Annotated in this window: 16 protein-coding genes; 8 read left to right on the plus strand and 8 right to left on the minus strand. The window is 55.2% G+C overall.

What is annotated here, in order from left to right; translation table 11 throughout:
• Positions 1 to 55 precede the first annotated feature (55 nt).
• Positions 56 to 1,114, minus strand: a complete 1,059-nt coding sequence (locus CRO33_RS14390; RefSeq protein ID WP_097118569.1) for a DUF1176 domain-containing protein — start codon at positions 1,112 to 1,114, stop codon at positions 56 to 58.
• A gap of 580 nt (positions 1,115 to 1,694) precedes the next feature.
• Between CRO33_RS14390 and CRO33_RS14395 the strand changes: the two genes are divergently transcribed.
• The 8 genes from CRO33_RS14395 to CRO33_RS14430 are packed head-to-tail and all read left to right on the plus strand — an operon-like array spanning position 1,695 to position 9,618.
• Positions 1,695 to 2,525 (plus strand): DeoR/GlpR family DNA-binding transcription regulator, encoded by an 831-nt coding sequence (locus CRO33_RS14395; RefSeq protein WP_034825836.1) that lies wholly within the window; start codon positions 1,695 to 1,697, stop codon positions 2,523 to 2,525.
• Between the two features lie 12 nt (positions 2,526 to 2,537).
• Entirely contained in the window at positions 2,538 to 3,521 is a 984-nt protein-coding gene (locus CRO33_RS14400) for a substrate-binding domain-containing protein (RefSeq protein WP_034825834.1), read from the plus strand.
• 2 nt (positions 3,522 to 3,523) lie between these two features.
• Positions 3,524 to 5,029, plus strand: coding sequence for a sugar ABC transporter ATP-binding protein (locus tag CRO33_RS14405; RefSeq protein WP_097118696.1), 1,506 nt, complete (start codon positions 3,524 to 3,526; stop codon positions 5,027 to 5,029).
• Positions 5,022 to 6,011 carry an ABC transporter permease gene (locus CRO33_RS14410; RefSeq protein WP_034825832.1) on the plus strand — a complete coding sequence of 330 codons (990 nt, stop codon included), beginning with the start codon at positions 5,022 to 5,024 and terminating at the stop codon, positions 6,009 to 6,011. Before CRO33_RS14405 ends, CRO33_RS14410 begins: the two co-directional genes overlap by 8 nt.
• Before the next feature lie 13 nt (positions 6,012 to 6,024).
• Positions 6,025 to 7,074, plus strand: a complete 1,050-nt coding sequence (locus CRO33_RS14415; RefSeq protein ID WP_058959087.1) for an ABC transporter permease — start codon at positions 6,025 to 6,027, stop codon at positions 7,072 to 7,074.
• The gene (alsE, locus tag CRO33_RS14420; RefSeq protein WP_038645526.1) at positions 7,074 to 7,766 is read left to right on the plus strand and encodes a D-allulose 6-phosphate 3-epimerase; all 693 of its coding nucleotides are present in this window, start codon (positions 7,074 to 7,076) and stop codon (positions 7,764 to 7,766) included. Before CRO33_RS14415 ends, alsE begins: the two co-directional genes overlap by 1 nt.
• A complete protein-coding gene (alsK, locus tag CRO33_RS14425; protein ID WP_097118570.1) occupies positions 7,763 to 8,656 on the plus strand; it encodes an allose kinase in 894 nt (297 codons plus the stop codon). The genes alsE and alsK overlap by 4 nt, the downstream gene beginning before the upstream one ends.
• Complete coding sequence (locus tag CRO33_RS14430; protein WP_097118571.1) at positions 8,656 to 9,618, plus strand: ribokinase; 963 nt, start codon at positions 8,656 to 8,658, stop codon at positions 9,616 to 9,618. Before alsK ends, CRO33_RS14430 begins: the two co-directional genes overlap by 1 nt.
• Before the next feature lie 44 nt (positions 9,619 to 9,662).
• On the opposite strand, the gene nudK is transcribed toward CRO33_RS14430, so the two are convergent.
• From nudK to CRO33_RS14465, 7 genes are all read right to left on the minus strand, one after another.
• A complete protein-coding gene (gene nudK / locus CRO33_RS14435; RefSeq protein WP_097118572.1) occupies positions 9,663 to 10,241 on the minus strand; it encodes a GDP-mannose pyrophosphatase NudK in 579 nt (192 codons plus the stop codon).
• Positions 10,242 to 10,429: 188 nt separating this feature from the next.
• Positions 10,430 to 11,014 carry a cytochrome c-type protein NapC gene (napC, locus tag CRO33_RS14440; protein WP_097118573.1) on the minus strand — a complete coding sequence of 195 codons (585 nt, stop codon included), beginning with the start codon at positions 11,012 to 11,014 and terminating at the stop codon, positions 10,430 to 10,432.
• Between the two features lie 8 nt (positions 11,015 to 11,022).
• Positions 11,023 to 11,454: a nitrate reductase cytochrome c-type subunit gene (napB, locus tag CRO33_RS14445; RefSeq protein ID WP_097118574.1), complete on the minus strand. Its 432-nt coding sequence runs from the start codon at positions 11,452 to 11,454 to the stop codon at positions 11,023 to 11,025.
• Positions 11,455 to 11,465: 11 nt separating this feature from the next.
• Positions 11,466 to 13,952, minus strand: a complete 2,487-nt coding sequence (napA, locus tag CRO33_RS14450) for a nitrate reductase catalytic subunit NapA (protein ID WP_097118575.1) — start codon at positions 13,950 to 13,952, stop codon at positions 11,466 to 11,468.
• A complete protein-coding gene (locus tag CRO33_RS14455; RefSeq protein ID WP_045814879.1) occupies positions 13,949 to 14,239 on the minus strand; it encodes a chaperone NapD in 291 nt (96 codons plus the stop codon). The genes napA and CRO33_RS14455 overlap by 4 nt, the downstream gene beginning before the upstream one ends.
• Before the next feature lie 162 nt (positions 14,240 to 14,401).
• Positions 14,402 to 15,904, minus strand: coding sequence for an L-asparagine permease (ansP, locus tag CRO33_RS14460; RefSeq protein WP_097118576.1), 1,503 nt, complete (start codon positions 15,902 to 15,904; stop codon positions 14,402 to 14,404).
• Between the two features lie 277 nt (positions 15,905 to 16,181).
• Positions 16,182 to 16,454 (minus strand): YdgH/BhsA/McbA-like domain containing protein, encoded by a 273-nt coding sequence (locus tag CRO33_RS14465; RefSeq protein WP_058959094.1) that lies wholly within the window; start codon positions 16,452 to 16,454, stop codon positions 16,182 to 16,184.
• Positions 16,455 to 16,552 lie beyond the last annotated feature (98 nt).

The following is a 16,552-nucleotide window of genomic DNA, read 5'->3' on the forward strand; positions in this document are numbered from 1 at the left end:
TACATCAGTAAGTGACTGGGGTGAATGAAAACAGCCAACGCATCTGCAGTGCGAATTATGACGGGGGCTGGCTGACCCACAGCGTGGGCCATTTATCACTGCTATGCCATGCGTCACAGGTTTTCTCTTCAGCATACTCTGCCAGCACAAAGTCATTTCCGTCGTACTGCCAACGCGTGGCGACACCACAATCTCCCAGACCGCGGCCTTTACTGAAGGTGTAAAGCAAACCGCTGCTGGCATCGAATTCAGCGTTCACCAACTCCATCTGATTGTCACTGCGTCCGGGTGGCGTGAATGGCAAGGTCAACGTCAGCCCGCGAGCAACGTAAGGCTGGCTACGCGTCACCTCAAAGGCCAAATCAATCACGTTATAGGCACCGGCTTCACAACTGATCAAAAGCAGCGCTTTAGTGTCGGTGAGCGGCGCTACACTCACTTCACGTCTCAGCGGATCGAGCGAACAGTTGTCGGTGTTAACCCGCCAGGTACCGTAATCAATTAACCCGCTGGTTTCTTCCTGAGTTAACGGCGCTGGCTGCGGTAAGCGAGCGGGCAGTTGCGGTACCTGCGGCACAGGGAGAACGTCCGATGGCGCGCGATCGCCCCGCTTCACCCAGGCGCTGGCACCATTTACCCGCCCCTGAACGTCATCCATCAACAATAGCGCGGCTTTCATGCCGCTGAGTGGGATAGTGGCTTTAGCCTGATAGGTCAGTTGCAGAGTATGGGCATCCAGCGTTTGCGCCAGAAATTCGTCGATGGCGATGGCATTACTGGTGGCGAGATGGTGTGGCTCCACGCTCCAGTGTTTGAGGTCTGGCGTCAGGCGACGTTGATCCAGCAGCAAATTTTCCTTCAGCGGTCCGCCGGGCAGCTCTCCGCTGTACGCGCTGCCGTAATCAATACGCAGCAGCGGGCGATCGTTAACACCAGCGCCACGTGATAGGGTCATCACTAATCCGTTGTCCCCCGGAAAGCTGCGTGCCACGCAAAAAGCCGCGTTGTTACAGGTGAGCTGCCAGTCAGAAAATGACTTTTGTAATGGCTCAGCCTGAACGCACGCGACAAACACAAAGGGCAATAAAAGCAGCGACTTCATCCAATAAGACATCAAAAAAAAAGGTCCCCAAATTCCCTGAAAAGAAATCATAGCGTAACGACAACGTGGTCAGCAGGCCGAAACTGTGAGCTGGCCCTAAAAGCGGTACTAACTGCTGAAAAAGCCGTCGCCTGAGGGCGATCTGAGGCTGGAGAAGCAAGAATTCCATCATCCATTTCGACTGATTTCCGCTCAATCGGATTCGTCGGACTGTGGAGTCATGTTTGTCTGAAAGCGTGTATCTGGGTAACACCTCCGTCCGCTCGACGTCATGCCGTCAAAGACGGGTTTGGCTAAAAACAATTTTGCGCACATCACAAATCGGTCAAATACACACAAACGGTCATACTCGGTCATGATAAGGTGTTTTCATACGGTAATAATTGTTTGCTACCGATCCCGCGATTTAGCGCTAACACGCGTGTTTATGTGAATCAGATCTCTATTACATGAAAAATAGACATCTCATTTACATAAAAATTTAACCCATATCACTCTAACGTCGCCGGGCATTTTGACCACTGCGGACTCGTGCGCAGTCCACATTTTCCCGCTGCGGTATCCAGTACTTTATAGCCATCGGAGGGAAGTCATGTTGCCGATTGAAAGACAGCAGCGAATTATTGACGAACTAAATTTAAATGGTCGGGTTATTGTCGCTGAATTAGTCACGTTGTGTCAGGTTTCGCAAGAAACGATTCGTCGTGATTTAACTCAGCTGGAGAAACGTGGGCTGTTGCAGCGTAGCCACGGCGGTGCAGTACCAGCAAAACGACAAGCCGCTAACATTCAGGGGAATACGAGGGGTGTCAACGAGTATGAATTATCTTTCCGCCAGCGCATGAATGAACATGTAGATGCAAAGATGGCAATAGCCAAACGTGCACTCGATTTCATCAGCCCCGGCGATTGTATATTACTCGACAGTAGCACCACTTGCTGGTATTTGGCGCGACAGCTACCGGATATTGAATTAACGGTATTAACCAACTCTATCAGAATTGTGCAAACCCTTGCGGCGCGCGGCAGTATCCGCACCATCTGTCTGGGGGGAGAATATTCTGACCGTTATGAAGATTTCCACGGTGTTGTCGCTGAACAGCCTTTACGGGAATTTCAGATCAATAAGATCTTTTTTTCCTGTAGCAGTTTAGGCAATGACGGTTATTTACGTGAAGGTAACGAAAACAACGCACATTTAAAACAACAGATGTTACTGGCAGCAGAAAGAAAACATCTGCTGCTGGATGCCAGTAAATTCCTGCGGCCCTCATTCGCGCGTATTTGTCATTATCGCGATGTGGACTTTCTCATCACTGACCAATTAAAAGACAAAGAGCTGGAACAAGAATTAGCCTGGAACGGCGTCAATATTATTGATTGCTCACAGCGCAACAATTCAATGCAGCTTATAAAAAATTAATCCGGAGTCTTTATGAAAAAACATCTTATCGCCTGTTCTCTGCTTGCTCTGTTTGCCGCTACCGGCGCGCACGCTGCTGACAAATTACGCATGGGCATCGTGGTGAAAATTGGCGGTATTCCATGGTTCAACGCCATGGAAGCGGGCATCAAGAGTGAAGCGGCGAAACGCGGCATTGATGCATGGATGGTAGGCCCAACCGCCGCCGACCCTGCCCTGCAGGTGCGTGCGATCGAAGATTTGATTGCGCAGAAAGTCGACATTATCGGCGTAGTACCGAATGACCCGAAAGTGCTGGAACCGGTACTGAAACGTGCACGTGAAGCCGGCATTCAGGTGATCACCCACGAATCACCGGATCAGAAAGGCGCGAACTGGGACTTCGAACTGGTGGATGCCCCGACACACGGCATCAACCATATGAAAGCACTGGCGAAATGCATGCATGAAGAGGGCAAATACGCCATGTACGTCGGCAGCCTGACTGTGCCACTGCATCAACAGTGGACCGATGCCGCGCTGAACTACCAGAAAGAGCACTATCCAAAAATGCAGATGGTGACCGACAAGTTCGGCGTCGGCGAATCGCTGGATGACTCCATCCGTACCACTAACGAACTGATGTCCAAATACCCGGATCTGAAAGGCATTATGGCATTCGGCTCACAGGGCCCAATCGGTGCCGGTCGTGCAGTGATGAACCGCAACAAGATTGATCAGGTGTGCGTCATTGGCGCCTTCAGCCCAGGCCAGGGTGCTTCACTGGTGCAGCGTGGCGCGATCAAAGGCGGCTACATCTGGAACCCGCAAACCGCTGGCGAAGTGTTCGTGCGTATCGCCGACATGATGCAGAAGAAAGAGCCGATCACCGACGGTATGACCATCGACGGTCTGGGTAAAGTGAAAGTTGACGAGGCGACCCACACCATCCTCGGTAACAACACCGAAAGCCTGGATAAAGAAAACCTGCCAAAACTGGTGAAAATGGGGCTGTAATGATGAAAGAGGTGATCCCACAGACGTTAATTGCGCTCGACAACCTGTCGAAAACTTTTGGTGGCAACCGCGCACTGAGCGATATCTCGCTGAGCTTACTGGCGGGCGAAGTGCACTGCCTGGCTGGCACCAACGGCTGTGGCAAGAGCACCTTAATTAAAGTCATTTCCGGGGTACACGCCCCGGACAGTGGCAGCCGCATTACCCTGGGTGATGGCCCGACCTTCCCGCGTCTGACCACCCGTCAGGCGCGTGATTTCGGTATCCAGGTGATTTATCAGGATCTGTCGTTGTTCCCGAATTTGAGCGTGGCCGAGAACATCGCCTTTGAGCACAACCTTATTGGCCTGCTCGGCTGGCACCGCAAGGCGAAGCTGCGTGAAACGGCAACCCGTATTATTGAAGAACTGAAATTCGATCTCGATTTGGATGAGAAAGTCTCGGCGCTGTCGATTGCTGCACGTCAGCAGGTGGCGATTTGCCGTGCACTGGTCGCCGATGCGCGCCTGGTGATCATGGACGAACCGACGGCTTCTCTGACCCGCACCGAAGTAAACCAACTGCTGCGCACTGTGCGCTACCTGAAAGACAAAAACATCTGCGTGGTGTTCGTCAGCCACCGTCTGGATGAAGTATTAGAGATTTCGGATCGCGTGACCGTGATCCGTGACGGACGCAAGATGGGCTGCTGGCCCGCTAAAGTGATGACGCCACATCATCTGACTGAACTGATGACCGGGCTGAAACTCGATTACCAACTGAAAGCGCCAACGCGTAATGCCGACCGCGCCATTCTCGAAGTCGAGAACCTGACACGCGCCGGTCAATACCATGACGTCAATTTCAAGCTGTATCAGGGCGAAGTACTCGGCCTGTGCGGCCTGCTCGGCTCCGGTCGTACCGAACTGGCACTGTCGCTGTTTGGCATGACCAAACCCGATAGCGGCAAAATCTGGCTCGACAGCAAGCCCGTGCGTTTCCGCGGTCATGAAGATGCCATCAAAGCCGGTATCGGTTATGTCTCCGAAGACCGCTTAACCCTCGGTCTGGTGCAGCAGCAATCGGTGGCTGACAACATGGTGCTGCCGATCCTCGACAAACTGCAAAACCGTTTTCACATCATCGACGAATACCGCAAGAACAAGCTGATCCTGCAATGGATTCAACAGCTCGGTGTGCGCGTGGCCGATCCCAATCTGGCGATCTCTACCCTCTCCGGCGGCAACCAGCAAAAGATTGTGCTGGCGAAATGGGTGCTGACCCAGCCGCGCATTCTGATTCTGGACTCGCCGACCGTGGGCGTGGATGTCGGCGCTAAAGCCAGCATCTATCAACTGATCCACGAGCTGGCGAAGGAAGGTCTGTCGATCATTCTGATTTCCGATGAAGTGCCAGAGGTTTGGTACAACTGCGACCGCATTCTGCACTTCCGTGATGGCACCGTTCATGCCGAATACCAACCCGATACCGTTGAGCAAGAACAGCTGGCGGAGGTGATCAATGCCTGATTTTTCTCGTTTACGCCCGCACTCCAGTCAAGGCTGGCTGGCGTGGGTGCTGCTGGCTTTCATCCTGTTTTTCTCGGTGGCCAGCGACCAGTTCCTCTCCGTACAGAACCTGCTGGATCTGGCCGAAAGTTACGCGGTGACCGGTATTTTTGCCCTCGGCCTGTTTGTGGTGCTGGTGACCGGCGGGATCGATATCTCCTTCGCCGCGGTGGCGTCGGTGGTGCAATACCTGATCGCTTCGCTGTTTGTGCAGTTCCAGTTTGATAACGCGGCGCTGAGCATCCTGCTGGCGATTGTCTGCGGCACCACCTTTGGCGTGATTAACGCCCTGCTGATTACCTCGCTGCGCGTGGTGTCGATCATCATCACCATCAGTATGCAGTCGCTGCTGTTTGGTCTGCTGATGTGGGTGACCGGCGGTAAGAGCCTTTATTCCCTGCCGGACTGGTGGATCACGCTGCGCAGCGTGCTGCCCTTCACCTGGCAAGGCAACAGTTTCCAGATTGGCCTGCCGCTGATCACCATGCTGGTGATTGCCGGACTGACTGCGCTGCTGCTCAACAAAACCAACCTCGGCCGCCAGCTGTATGCGGTGGGCGGCGATGCGGAATCCGCACGTCGTATCGGGATTCGTGTCGGTCTGATTCACGTTTTCGCTTACGGCTGGCTCGGTGCGATGGCGGCGATTGGCGGCCTGGTGCAGGTGTATCGCATGGGTGAAGTGGTACCGAATGCGTTAGTCGGTGGCGAGCTGGATGTACTGGCGGCCACGGTACTCGGCGGTGCCAGCCTGATGGGCGGTAAAGGTACGGTGAGCGGCACACTGATGGGCGTGTTCCTGATCGCCATCCTGAAGAACGGCCTCAACCTGATTGGCGTCTCCAACTACTTCATGAACATCGTGGTAGGCGGCGTGATCATGGTGGCGATTGCCGTCACCCACTACAAAAAACGTAAAGAAACTGACGTCAGTTTCGTCTGACAGGAGCATTCACATGAAATCACTCTCTGCTCTGCGTCCGGACGGCACCAATATTGGCCTGATGCTGCTGATTGCGCTGGCGCTGGCAATCTTCACCTTCATGCTGCCGGGCCGCTTTATGACCGACTCGACCTTTATGAGTATGGCGTTCCAGCTGCCGGAACTGGGCTTGCTGACGCTGGCAATGTTTATCGCCATCCTAAGCGGTGGCCTGAACCTGGCGATTATCGCTACCGCTAACCTGACCGCACTGTTTATCGCCTGGACGCTGATGAGCGCCCTGCCCGCCGATGCCGGCACCGGTCAGCAACTGCTGTGGCTGTTTATCGCCATCGTCGGCGCAATGCTGATTGCTGCCTTTATCGGTGTCATCACCGGTGTGATGGTGACGCGAATTGGTGCTCACCCGATTCTGGTGACGCTGGCAACCATGATGACGCTGAACGGCATCGGCATCTGGCTAACCAAAGGTGCCGCTGTCAGCGGCATGCCATCGGTGGTGCAGGCACTCGGTTCCAACACGCTGTTGGGTATGCCATTGCCGTTATGGGTGTTCCTGATTGCCGCTGCGCTGCTGGCGCTGTTCCTGGGCAAAACCCGCGCCGGTAAATGCATCTACATGGGCGGCAGCAACATTAACGCCACCTGGTTCAGCGGCATCAACACGCATCGCATGGTGGTACTGGTGTACGTCATCTCCAGCCTGCTGTGCGTGTTAGCCGGATTGATCATGATGGCGCGATTTAACTCAGCGCGTATGGGTTACGGCGATGCGTATCTGCTGCTGACCGTGCTGGCGATTATTCTCGGCGGCACCGACCCGAACGGTGGCTTCGGCCGCGTCACGGGGGTGGTACTGGCGCTGATTGCCCTGCAAGTGCTCTCTACCGGTTTCAATCTGATGAACATCAGCCAGCACGTAAGCCTGGCGATGTGGGGCGCTGTGCTGATTGTGGTACTGGCCTTCAAACAATTCAAAGCCCGTTTTAATGAACATCGTGCCGTCAAGCTGAGCAAGCTCGCTGCAGCCCTTAATCCTCTGACCGAAAAAAAGGAAGTCTAATGCGTATTCAAGTCTCCCCGTCGTTGATGTGTATGAATCTGATGGAGATCAAGCACCAGCTGGAAGTGCTGGACTCCCGCGCAGACTTCCTCCATATCGATATCATGGACGGTCACTACGTTAAGAACATCACGCTGTCGCCGTTCTTTATTGAGCAGATTCGTCCACATACCAAAGTGGCGCTGGATGTGCATTTGATGGTGGAACACCCGACCGACTTCATTGAAGTGATTGCCAAAGCAGGTGCCGACTACATCTGCCCACATGCAGAAACCATCAACCGCGATGCGTTCCGCGTGATCAACCTGATTCGCAGCTTTGGCAAGAAAGTCGGCGTGGTGCTGAACCCGGCCACACCAGTATCGTTTATCCATCACTATATTCATCTGCTGGACAAAATCACCGTGATGACCGTGGATCCTGGCTATGCCGGACAGCCATTCATCCCGGAAATGGTCGCCAAAGTGCAGGAACTGAAAGCCCTGAAGCAGCAGCATGGCCACAAATATCTGATTGAGATCGATGGTTCCTGCAACACGCGCACTTACAACACGCTGGTTGGAGCAGGTGCAGAAGTACTGATCGTCGGTACCTCGGGCCTGTTTAACATCCATGACGATCTGGCAACGGCCTGGGACATGATGCGTGACAGCATTGATGAAGCTCAGGGCCTGGCGAAGGTATCCGCATGATTCCACGCTGGCTGGGCATCGACATTGGCGGCACCGGCACACGTCTGCAGCTGATGGAAGAGGGACGCATCTGGTCCAGCTTCCGCAAGGTGCCGACGGCCAGCTGGGCGCAGCAGCCCGACGCATTGACGGCACTCGGGCAGTTAATCAGTGAAACACTGGAGCAGCAACCGGTGAGCGGCGTGATGCTGGGATTGCCGGGCATTCTCAGCCGCGATCGTCAGCAGGTGATTTCGCTGCCGTTTATTCAGGCGCTGGATCATCAGCCTGTGGCGGCAATCCTCACCGAGCGTCTTGGCGTGCCAGTGGCGATGGATAAAGATGTTAACCATCTGATGATGTGGGATTTAATGCAGCTGGAGCAGTTGCCGGATATCGCGGTAGGTTTGTATCCCGGTACCGGTATGGGCAACAGCTTGTGGATCAATGGTCGCTTTTACCACGGCCAGCACGGCGGCGCGGGTGAATTGGGCCATGTGCCGATTGCCGGTAACGATCTACCCTGCCCGTGCGGCAACCGGGGTTGTGCGGAGACGGTGACTTCGGGCCATTGGTTGAGTCACTGGGCTAAGGCTCACGTGCCGAATACCGATATGTCGGCGCTGTTTACGCAACATGGCGACCATCCGGAGTTGCAGGCATTTGTTTATCGTTTGGCGCAGCTGATTGCCACCGAAATGAACATCCTCGATCCCGAATACCTGATTCTGGGTGGCGGAGTGCTGGCGATGGCGGACTTCCCGCTGGCGCAGTTACGCAGTCAGATTCAGCAGCATCTGCGTCCACCGGCCACGCGTGACAATTTGAAGATTGTGTTTAGTCAATCCACCGATCACACCGGCTGTCGCGGTGCCTGTTTAGCCGCCGAACGCCTGTTCAGGAGTGCATGATGAAAGGAAAAGTGTGTGTGTTTGGCTCGTTCAACCTCGACGTCGTCGCGGTGATGAACCGCTTCCCGATGCCGGGTGAATCACTGACTGCCCATAACAGCATGATGGGACCGGGCGGCAAAGGCGCAAACCAGGCCACGGCGGCGCTGCGTGCCGGGGCGCGCGTGCACTATATCGGCAAGGTCGGTAATGATGATTTTGGCACTTTCGCCCGTCGTCACCTCGAAAAAACCGGCTTTGATGCGATTACGCTGTTTACCTGTAAAGAGAAGCCTACCGGCAACGCACTGATTTATGTGGCCGGGGATGATGCTGAGAACATGATTTCGGTGTTCCCAGGCGCGAACACCACGGTGACGGCGGCGGAAGTGTCGCGCTGTCAGCCTACGGTAGCCGCAGCGGATATCTTGTTGGTGCAGCTAGAGAACAACCTGAATGCCATTCAGCGCATGATTGATAATGCGCGTGCGGGTGGCACCTTTGTGATTTTAAACCCGGCGCCGTGGCAAAAAGTGAGTGATGCACTGCTGGCGAAGGTGGATTTACTGACGCCCAATAGCACCGAAGCGATGCAGATTACCGGCGTAAAGGTGACGGATTTTGCCAGTGCGCAGAAAGCCGCAGAAGTGATGCACCGCAAAGGCGCGCGTCAGGTGATTATTACCCTGGGGATGGCGGGCGCCCTGTTGTCCAATGCGGAACAGCAGCCGCTGCGCATTCCGCTGTTCCCGGCACAACCGCTGGATACCACCGGCGCGGGCGATGCGTTTAACGGTGCGCTGGCAGCGCGTTTAGCGTCTGGCGATGAACTGCCACAGGCGGCTCTGTTCGCTTCGGCGTTTGCTTCGTTGTGTGTCGAGCGTTCTGGTGCGGCTAATTCAATGCCTTCGTACGCCGAAGCGCTGGCGCGTATGCAGGCACATCCGGGGTGCGTGCCCGAGCCGTTGGAAGTGATGGCTTGAATGACTGTGGGCGGCCATGAAAGTCGCCCTTAATGATGCACCGGTCAGGCTTTTAACCAACCTGCAATCTGCGCATATTGCAGCAGCATAATCGCTTTACCGTCGAGGATGCGGCCATCTTTCACCATCGCCAGCGCTTGCGGGAAAGGCAACTCCAGCACGGTAATCTCTTCATCTTCTACGCCACCACCGGCATTGGCGCGCATTGCATCGCTATACTCTGCCGCGAAGAAATGGACGATTTCTGTTACGCCACCCGGTGACATATAGGCTTCAAACAGCTTCTCGACCTTGCCGACCTCATAACCGGTCTCTTCGATGGCTTCTTTGCGGATGCAATCTTCCGGCGTGTCGTTATCCAGCAGCCCCGCGCAGGTCTCAATCAATTCACCGCTGGCATTACCGTTAACGTAAGTCGCAATGCGGAACTGACGAATCAGCAGCACGGTATTTTTATCGCGGTTATAAAGCAGGATGGTGGCGCCGTTGCCGCGATCATAGACTTCGCGTTTGTGGCGGATGACTTCGCCGTTGCTACGGGTCAGTTCGTAGGTGAAGTTACGCAGGATAAAGTAATTATCTGACAGTAACTTATCTTTAATGATGTTGATCTTTAACGACATGGCCGCTCCACCGCTTAATGAGGGAGCCTGAGATAATAGGCGTTAGCGGCGGGGAAAACTATCTGAATTCGTGCGGTCAATGCGCAATGAAGGGCGAGAACGGTCGCGCAATACGTTGCGCCGCTACGACAAGGTGCAGAGAGAAGTAGCGGCGCGATTTATCGCGCGAATTGATGACAATGCGAAAATCAAAAACCGTTCTTTTGCGCGCTCATATCCGGCAGGTGATGCGCAATCCCTTTGTGGCAATCAATACAGGTTTGCCCATCCTCAACCGCTTTGCTGTGCATCTTCGCCGCCACGGTCTTCTGCGCAGTGAAATCCATATACTCAAAGTTGTGGCAGTTTCGGCACTCCTGCGAGTTATTGTTTTTCATCCTGCGCCACTCATTCTGTGCCAGCTCGATACGCGTCTCTTCAAACTTCTGCGGTGTGTCGATCAGGCCGAAGATCTTGGCGTACACCTCTTTGCTGGCTTGCAATTTGCGCAGCATTTTCGGGCCCCATTCGTGCGGCACATGGCAATCCGGGCAAGTGGCACGCACGCCGCTGCGGTTGTTGTAGTGCACCGTCTGCATGTACTCCTGATACACATTGTTGCGCATCTCATGGCAGCCAATGCAGAACTGCTCGCGGTTGGTCATCTCCATTGCGGTATTAAAACCGCCCCAGAAAATAATCCCACCGGCAAAACCCAAAATCAGCAGCGTGCCGAGTGCTAAGCGGCTGGGGCGTCGCCACCAGCGCCAGATGCGTAATAATCTCTGTTTCATTGATAACCTCACTGCCCAAAGCCGTTAGCCGGTTTAAAGGTGTTCTCCACCACCGGTTTGGCATCGGTCTGCGGGACGTGGCACTGCAAACAGAAGTAGCGACGCGGCGATACCGTGCTGCTCACCAGACCATCGCGATCGGTGAAGTGTGTTGGACTCACGCGCGGTGCGCCGGTGGTCAGGTAACTTTGCGTGCCGTGGCACTGCAGGCAGCGGTTGACGTTTTTCGTCACCTGGTAGCCATCAACGCTGTGCGGGATCACCGGCGGCTGATTCACGTAGTTCAGCGGTTTGCGGCTCTGCTCTTTCGGCTGATGGATGGTGCCCTGCTGCGTGGCCGTGACTTCCGGGGATGATGTGAGATCCACGCCATGGCCCGCGTAAACCACGCCGCCCAGCATCAGGGCGGCAGCAGTGATAAGAGTGAATAACGGTTTCATTGCATCCTGCCTTAGATTTTGACCAGCTTAACGGCGCATTTTTTGTAATCGGTCTGCTTCGATAGCGGATCGGTGGCATCCAGCGTGACGTTGTTGGCCAGCACGCCAGCATCAAAGAACGGCATAAACACCAGCCCTTTTGGCGGTTGATTACGTCCGCGCGTTTCGACCGTGGCGACGGTTTCGCCACGGCGTGATACCACGCGGACCTTCTCACCACGGCGGAAACCGCGATCTTTGGCGTCCAGCGGATGGATATACAGCAGCGCCTGCGGCACGGCACGATGCAGCTCCGGCACACGACGCGTCATGGTGCCGGTGTGCCAGTGTTCCAGCACGCGGCCGGTACAGAACCACATATCGTACTCGGTGTCCGGTGCTTCAGCGGGCGGCTCATACGGCAGGGCAAAAATGGTGGCTTTGCCATCTGGTTTGCCATAGAAACGCACGCCCTCGCCCGCTTTGACGTAGCTGTCAAAGCCTTCGCGGTAGCGCCAGCGCGTCTCTTTGCCATTCACCACCGGCCAGCGCAATCCGCGCGCTTCATGATAGGCATCGAATGGCGCCAGATCGTGACCGTGTCCGCGACCAAAGCTGGCATACTCTTCAAACAGGCCTTTTTGGATGTAGAAGCCAAAATCGCGCGCCTCGTCGTTCAGTCGATCGTCGGCCACTTCGCTCAACGGGAATTGATTAACCTGGCCGTTGGCGTACAGCACGTCATACAAGGTTTTATCTCGCAGCTCTGGCTGTTGGGCAATCAACGCTTCCGGCCAGACCTCTGCTACGCGGAAACGCTTAGCGAAATTCACCATCTGCCACAGATCCGATTTGGCCTCACCCGGTGCTTTCACCTGTTGGTGCCAGAACTGAGTACGACGCTCGGCGTTGCCGTAAGCACCCTCTTTCTCCACCCACATCGCCGTCGGCAGGATTAAGTCCGCACACAAAGCACTGACGGTGGGATAAGGATCGGACACCACGATAAAGTTGCGTGCATCACGCCAGCCTGGCATGCGCTCCTGCGTCAGGTTCGGGCCCGCCTGCATGTTGTTGTTACACATCACCCAGTACGCATTCAGTTTGCCGTCTTTCAGCGCGCGATCCTGAGCGACCGCATGCAGGCCGATTTTGGCGGGAATGGTGCCCTGCGGCAGCTTCCACAGTTTCTCAGCCGTCGCACGGTGCTTATCGTTATTCACCACCATGTCTGCGGGCAGGCGATGCGAGAAGGTGCCGACTTCACGTGCGGTTCCGCACGCGGAGGGTTGCCCGGTGAGCGAGAAGGGACCGGTGCCGGGGCGCGAGATTTTTCCGGTCAGCAGATGGATGTTGTAGCACAGGTTATTGGCCCACACGCCGCGCGTATGTTGATTAAAGCCCATGGTCCAGTAGGAGACCACGTTGATGTTTGGGTCGGCATAGAGTTCGGCCAGCGCAATCAGCTGATCCTGTTCTACACCGCTCATCTCACTGGCTTTCTCTACCGTGTATTCGGCAACGAATTTGGCGTACTCGTCGAAGCTGATCGGCGTGGATTCGCCGCTATCCGGGTTTTTCGCTGAGGCCTGACGCGGATCGCTTGGGCGCAATCCATAGCCGATATCCGTGACGCCTTTACGTAGCGTCACGTGATTCTGCAGGAAGGTTTTATCGACTTTGTTGTTCTGAATGATGTAGTTGGCGATGAAGTTAAGAATCGCCAAATCGCTTTGCGGCGTAAACACCATGCCGTTATCAGCCAGTTCAAAACTGCGATGACGGTAGGTAGAGAGCACCGCGACTTTAACATTGTCATCGCTCAGGCGACGGGCCGTCAGGCGTGACCAGAGAATCGGATGCATCTCGGCCATGTTCGAGCCCCACAGCACAAAGGCATCGGCCACTTCGATGTCATCGTAGCAGCCCATCGGTTCATCCATGCCGAAGGTACGCATAAAGCCCACCACCGCCGAGGCCATGCAGTGACGCGCATTAGGATCGAGATTATTGGTGCGGAAACCGGCTTTCATCAATTTAGAGGCGGCATACCCTTCCCATACCGTCCATTGACCGGAACCGAACATGCCGATGGATTCAGGCCCGTTGGCTTTTAGCGCCGCTTTGAACTTCTGTTCCATGATGTCGAAGGCCTGATCCCAACTCACCGGGGTAAACTCGCCTTCTTTGTCGTAGTGGCCATCGGTCATGCGCAGCAACGGCTGCGTCAGGCGGTCTTTTCCGTACATGATCTTGGGCAGGAAATAACCTTTGATGCAGTTCAACCCACGGTTTACTTCCGCCTGCGGATCGCCCTGTGAGGCCACCACGCGTCCCTCTTGCGTGCCCACCAGCACGCCACAACCGGTGCCACAAAAACGACACGGCGCCTTTTCCCAGCGGATCGGGGCGCCCAGTGCGGTCACGGCTTTAGTGACGCTGGGAATCGTAAGTCCTGCGGCCACTGCCGCCGCTGCGGCCGCATTGGCCTTCATAAATTCTCGACGACTGACTTTCATGATGCTTCCTTGTGACGATATTCCGTTTCGTCTTGCTGGTGATACACCAGAGAAACGGCCAATACATGCGGGATATTGCGGGTGGCTTCGATGTTATTCAGCAAGGCGCGACTGTCAGCAGCACCCAGGGTCACGGCCAGCGTGCCGCGTGCGCTGTCTTCGGCGGCGATTTCGCAATCAGAAAGCAACAGCAATGCCTGCTTTACCGCCGGGATGGCGTGAGATCGCGCCTGGATGACCAGACCGCATACGTGCCAACTGCTTTCAGGGAGAATGGAGTGCGTCATGCGCTCACCTCGTTTAGCCAGCTTGAGATGAGGCGTAAAATACCCTGAGCTTTTGCAGGGCTATATCACCCGAAAGGTGTATATCCCGATGTGGGATCAAGGGAAGGACAATTGAAATGAAAACGGGGGCCAAAAGGCCCCCGTTGATGAGAATGGCTGCGATTAACGCGAGCTATCTTCCGCCAGCTTAGCTGCCCCATCATCCTGTTCGTCATGATGATGGTCGTGCTCTTTCATGGCTTCCGCATGCACGCGTTTGCGCACACCGAACCAGCCCAGCACCAGTACCACGGCAATCAGCGGGATGGATGCAATAGTGTAGGTACCGTTTGGATAATCAAACGCCATCAACACCAGCACGCTCACCAGGAACAGCAGCGTCAACCATGAAGTGAACGGTGCCCACGGCAGCTTGAAACTGACGTCTTCCGCTTTACCTTCTTTAATCGCTTTGCGCAGACGCATCTGGCACACCACGATAAAGCCCCAGGAAGAGATGATGCCCAGTGAAGCTACGTTCAGTACGATCTCAAACACCTGCGATGGCACATAGTAGTTGAGCACCACACCGACCACGTACACCGCGATGGTAACGAGGATACCGGCGAACGGCACCTGCTGTTTGCTCATCTTCGACATGAACTGAGGCGCAGAACCGCCCATCGACATGGAGCGCAGAATACGACCGGTGGAGTACAAGCCCGAGTTGAGGCTCGACAACGCTGCGCTCAGCACCACGATGTTCATCACGCTACCAATGTAAGGCACGCCCAGTTTGGAGAAGAAGGTGACAAACGGACTCTGCCCTGCCTGATAGGCGTTCCATGGCAGCAGCAGTACCAGCAGCACCACCGAACCGACGTAGAAGAGACCAATACGCCAGATCACGCTGTTGATGGCTTTAGGCAGCATGGTTTTCGGGTCTTTACACTCCCCGGCCGCGGTGCCCACCAACTCAATCGAGGCGAAGGCAAACACCACGCCTTGCACCAACACCAGCGCCGGCAGCAAGCCGTGCGGGAAGAAACCGCCGTTGTCCGTGATCAGATGGAAGCCGGTGGTATTGCCGTCTAGCGGTTTACCGCTGCCGAGGAACACCACACCGACGATCAGGAACACCACGATCGCCAGCACTTTCACCAATGCGAACCAGAACTCCATTTCGGCGAACCACTTCACGCCGATCATGTTCATGGTACCGACAATCGCCAGAGCGCCGAGAGCAAACACCCACTGCGGCACATCACCAAACGCGCCCCAGTAGTGCATATACAACGCAACTGCGGTGATATCCACGATACCGGTCATCGCCCAGTTAACGAAGTACATCCAGCCTGCCACGTATGACGCTTTTTCCCCGAGGAATTCGCGTGCATAAGAAACAAAGCTGCCGCTTGATGGGCGGTGTAATACCAGTTCGCCCAACGCACGAAGGATAAAGAAGGAGAAGATACCGCACACCAGATAAACCAGTGCCAGAGCAGGACCAGCCATCTGCAAGCGCGCGCCTGCACCAAGGAACAGGCCGGTACCGATGGCACCGCCAATGGCGATCATTTGTACCTGACGGTTACCCATTGCTTTGTGGTAACCGCTGTCGTGGGAATTGAGCCAGCGTCTTTTCGCAGCGCGTTGTTCGGCTGCGGTTTTTTTAGTTGAATTCATAGCTTTCCTGTTTGTCCTGACCATCAATCATCGCCTGACCAATCGTTTGCGTGCGGCGGTGCGAAATGGGGTAAAACCCGCTACCGATACGGCGGAACGATGTCGCGCGGTGAGCCGGGAATTTACGGCGATGAATCCTACCCGTTCTGCATGAACGAAGCAAAAAATACCGTTTGGTTGCACGAGTTGATTTGTAAGAATCGGTCGCGGTGCACAAAAAAACCGGCCAGTGAATGGCCGGTAAAGGGGTGGCTACAGGGAAAACTACGGGAGGGGATTAACGGTAAATCTCTGCGGTGCCGCTCCACAGGCTGGAATCGCCTGGGTTTTGCACGCCAATTACGCGGTAATGGCTGGCGCCCATATCTTCCGCTTTCTGCGACAGCTGGCGGGTTGCATCATCGATGGAACCGCGAACGCCGCTGATGGAAACGGTACCGCTGCTTTGCAGGTTTTCCGCCTGCTCAGCACTTAAGGGTTGCGCGGCGAAGGCCGTGAAACTTGCGGTGGCAAGCAGTGCAGCAGTCAGAATGGCAATGGGTGTCTTCATCATTTGCTCCTGTTGTCGTCCGTTCATAAAAGTGATTACGCTACAAATTATCAGCGAAGTAATGAAAAGCAGGCACAGCTGGCCGTAAAGCCGTTCAA

It is taken from the genome of Pantoea sp. GL120224-02 (assembly GCF_900215395.1).
GTDB classification, from domain to species: domain Bacteria; phylum Pseudomonadota; class Gammaproteobacteria; order Enterobacterales; family Enterobacteriaceae; genus Pantoea; species Pantoea communis.

What these genes read in the sequence shown, in the direction of transcription:
- CRO33_RS14390 (WP_097118569.1), bottom strand. Translation starts at nt 1,114, where the DNA reads ATGTCTTATTGGATGAAGTCGCTGCTTTTATTGCCCTTTGTGTTTGTC.
- CRO33_RS14395 (WP_034825836.1), top strand. Translation starts at nt 1,695, where the DNA reads ATGTTGCCGATTGAAAGACAGCAGCGAATTATTGACGAACTAAATTTA.
- CRO33_RS14400 (WP_034825834.1), top strand. Translation starts at nt 2,538, where the DNA reads ATGAAAAAACATCTTATCGCCTGTTCTCTGCTTGCTCTGTTTGCCGCT.
- CRO33_RS14405 (WP_097118696.1), top strand. Translation starts at nt 3,524, where the DNA reads ATGAAAGAGGTGATCCCACAGACGTTAATTGCGCTCGACAACCTGTCG.
- CRO33_RS14410 (WP_034825832.1), top strand. Translation starts at nt 5,022, where the DNA reads ATGCCTGATTTTTCTCGTTTACGCCCGCACTCCAGTCAAGGCTGGCTG.
- CRO33_RS14415 (WP_058959087.1), top strand. Translation starts at nt 6,025, where the DNA reads ATGAAATCACTCTCTGCTCTGCGTCCGGACGGCACCAATATTGGCCTG.
- alsE (WP_038645526.1), top strand. Translation starts at nt 7,074, where the DNA reads ATGCGTATTCAAGTCTCCCCGTCGTTGATGTGTATGAATCTGATGGAG.
- alsK (WP_097118570.1), top strand. Translation starts at nt 7,763, where the DNA reads ATGATTCCACGCTGGCTGGGCATCGACATTGGCGGCACCGGCACACGT.
- CRO33_RS14430 (WP_097118571.1), top strand. Translation starts at nt 8,656, where the DNA reads ATGAAAGGAAAAGTGTGTGTGTTTGGCTCGTTCAACCTCGACGTCGTC.
- nudK (WP_097118572.1), bottom strand. Translation starts at nt 10,241, where the DNA reads ATGTCGTTAAAGATCAACATCATTAAAGATAAGTTACTGTCAGATAAT.
- napC (WP_097118573.1), bottom strand. Translation starts at nt 11,014, where the DNA reads ATGAAACAGAGATTATTACGCATCTGGCGCTGGTGGCGACGCCCCAGC.
- napB (WP_097118574.1), bottom strand. Translation starts at nt 11,454, where the DNA reads ATGAAACCGTTATTCACTCTTATCACTGCTGCCGCCCTGATGCTGGGC.
- napA (WP_097118575.1), bottom strand. Translation starts at nt 13,952, where the DNA reads ATGAAAGTCAGTCGTCGAGAATTTATGAAGGCCAATGCGGCCGCAGCG.
- CRO33_RS14455 (WP_045814879.1), bottom strand. Translation starts at nt 14,239, where the DNA reads ATGACGCACTCCATTCTCCCTGAAAGCAGTTGGCACGTATGCGGTCTG.
- ansP (WP_097118576.1), bottom strand. Translation starts at nt 15,904, where the DNA reads ATGAATTCAACTAAAAAAACCGCAGCCGAACAACGCGCTGCGAAAAGA.
- CRO33_RS14465 (WP_058959094.1), bottom strand. Translation starts at nt 16,454, where the DNA reads ATGAAGACACCCATTGCCATTCTGACTGCTGCACTGCTTGCCACCGCA.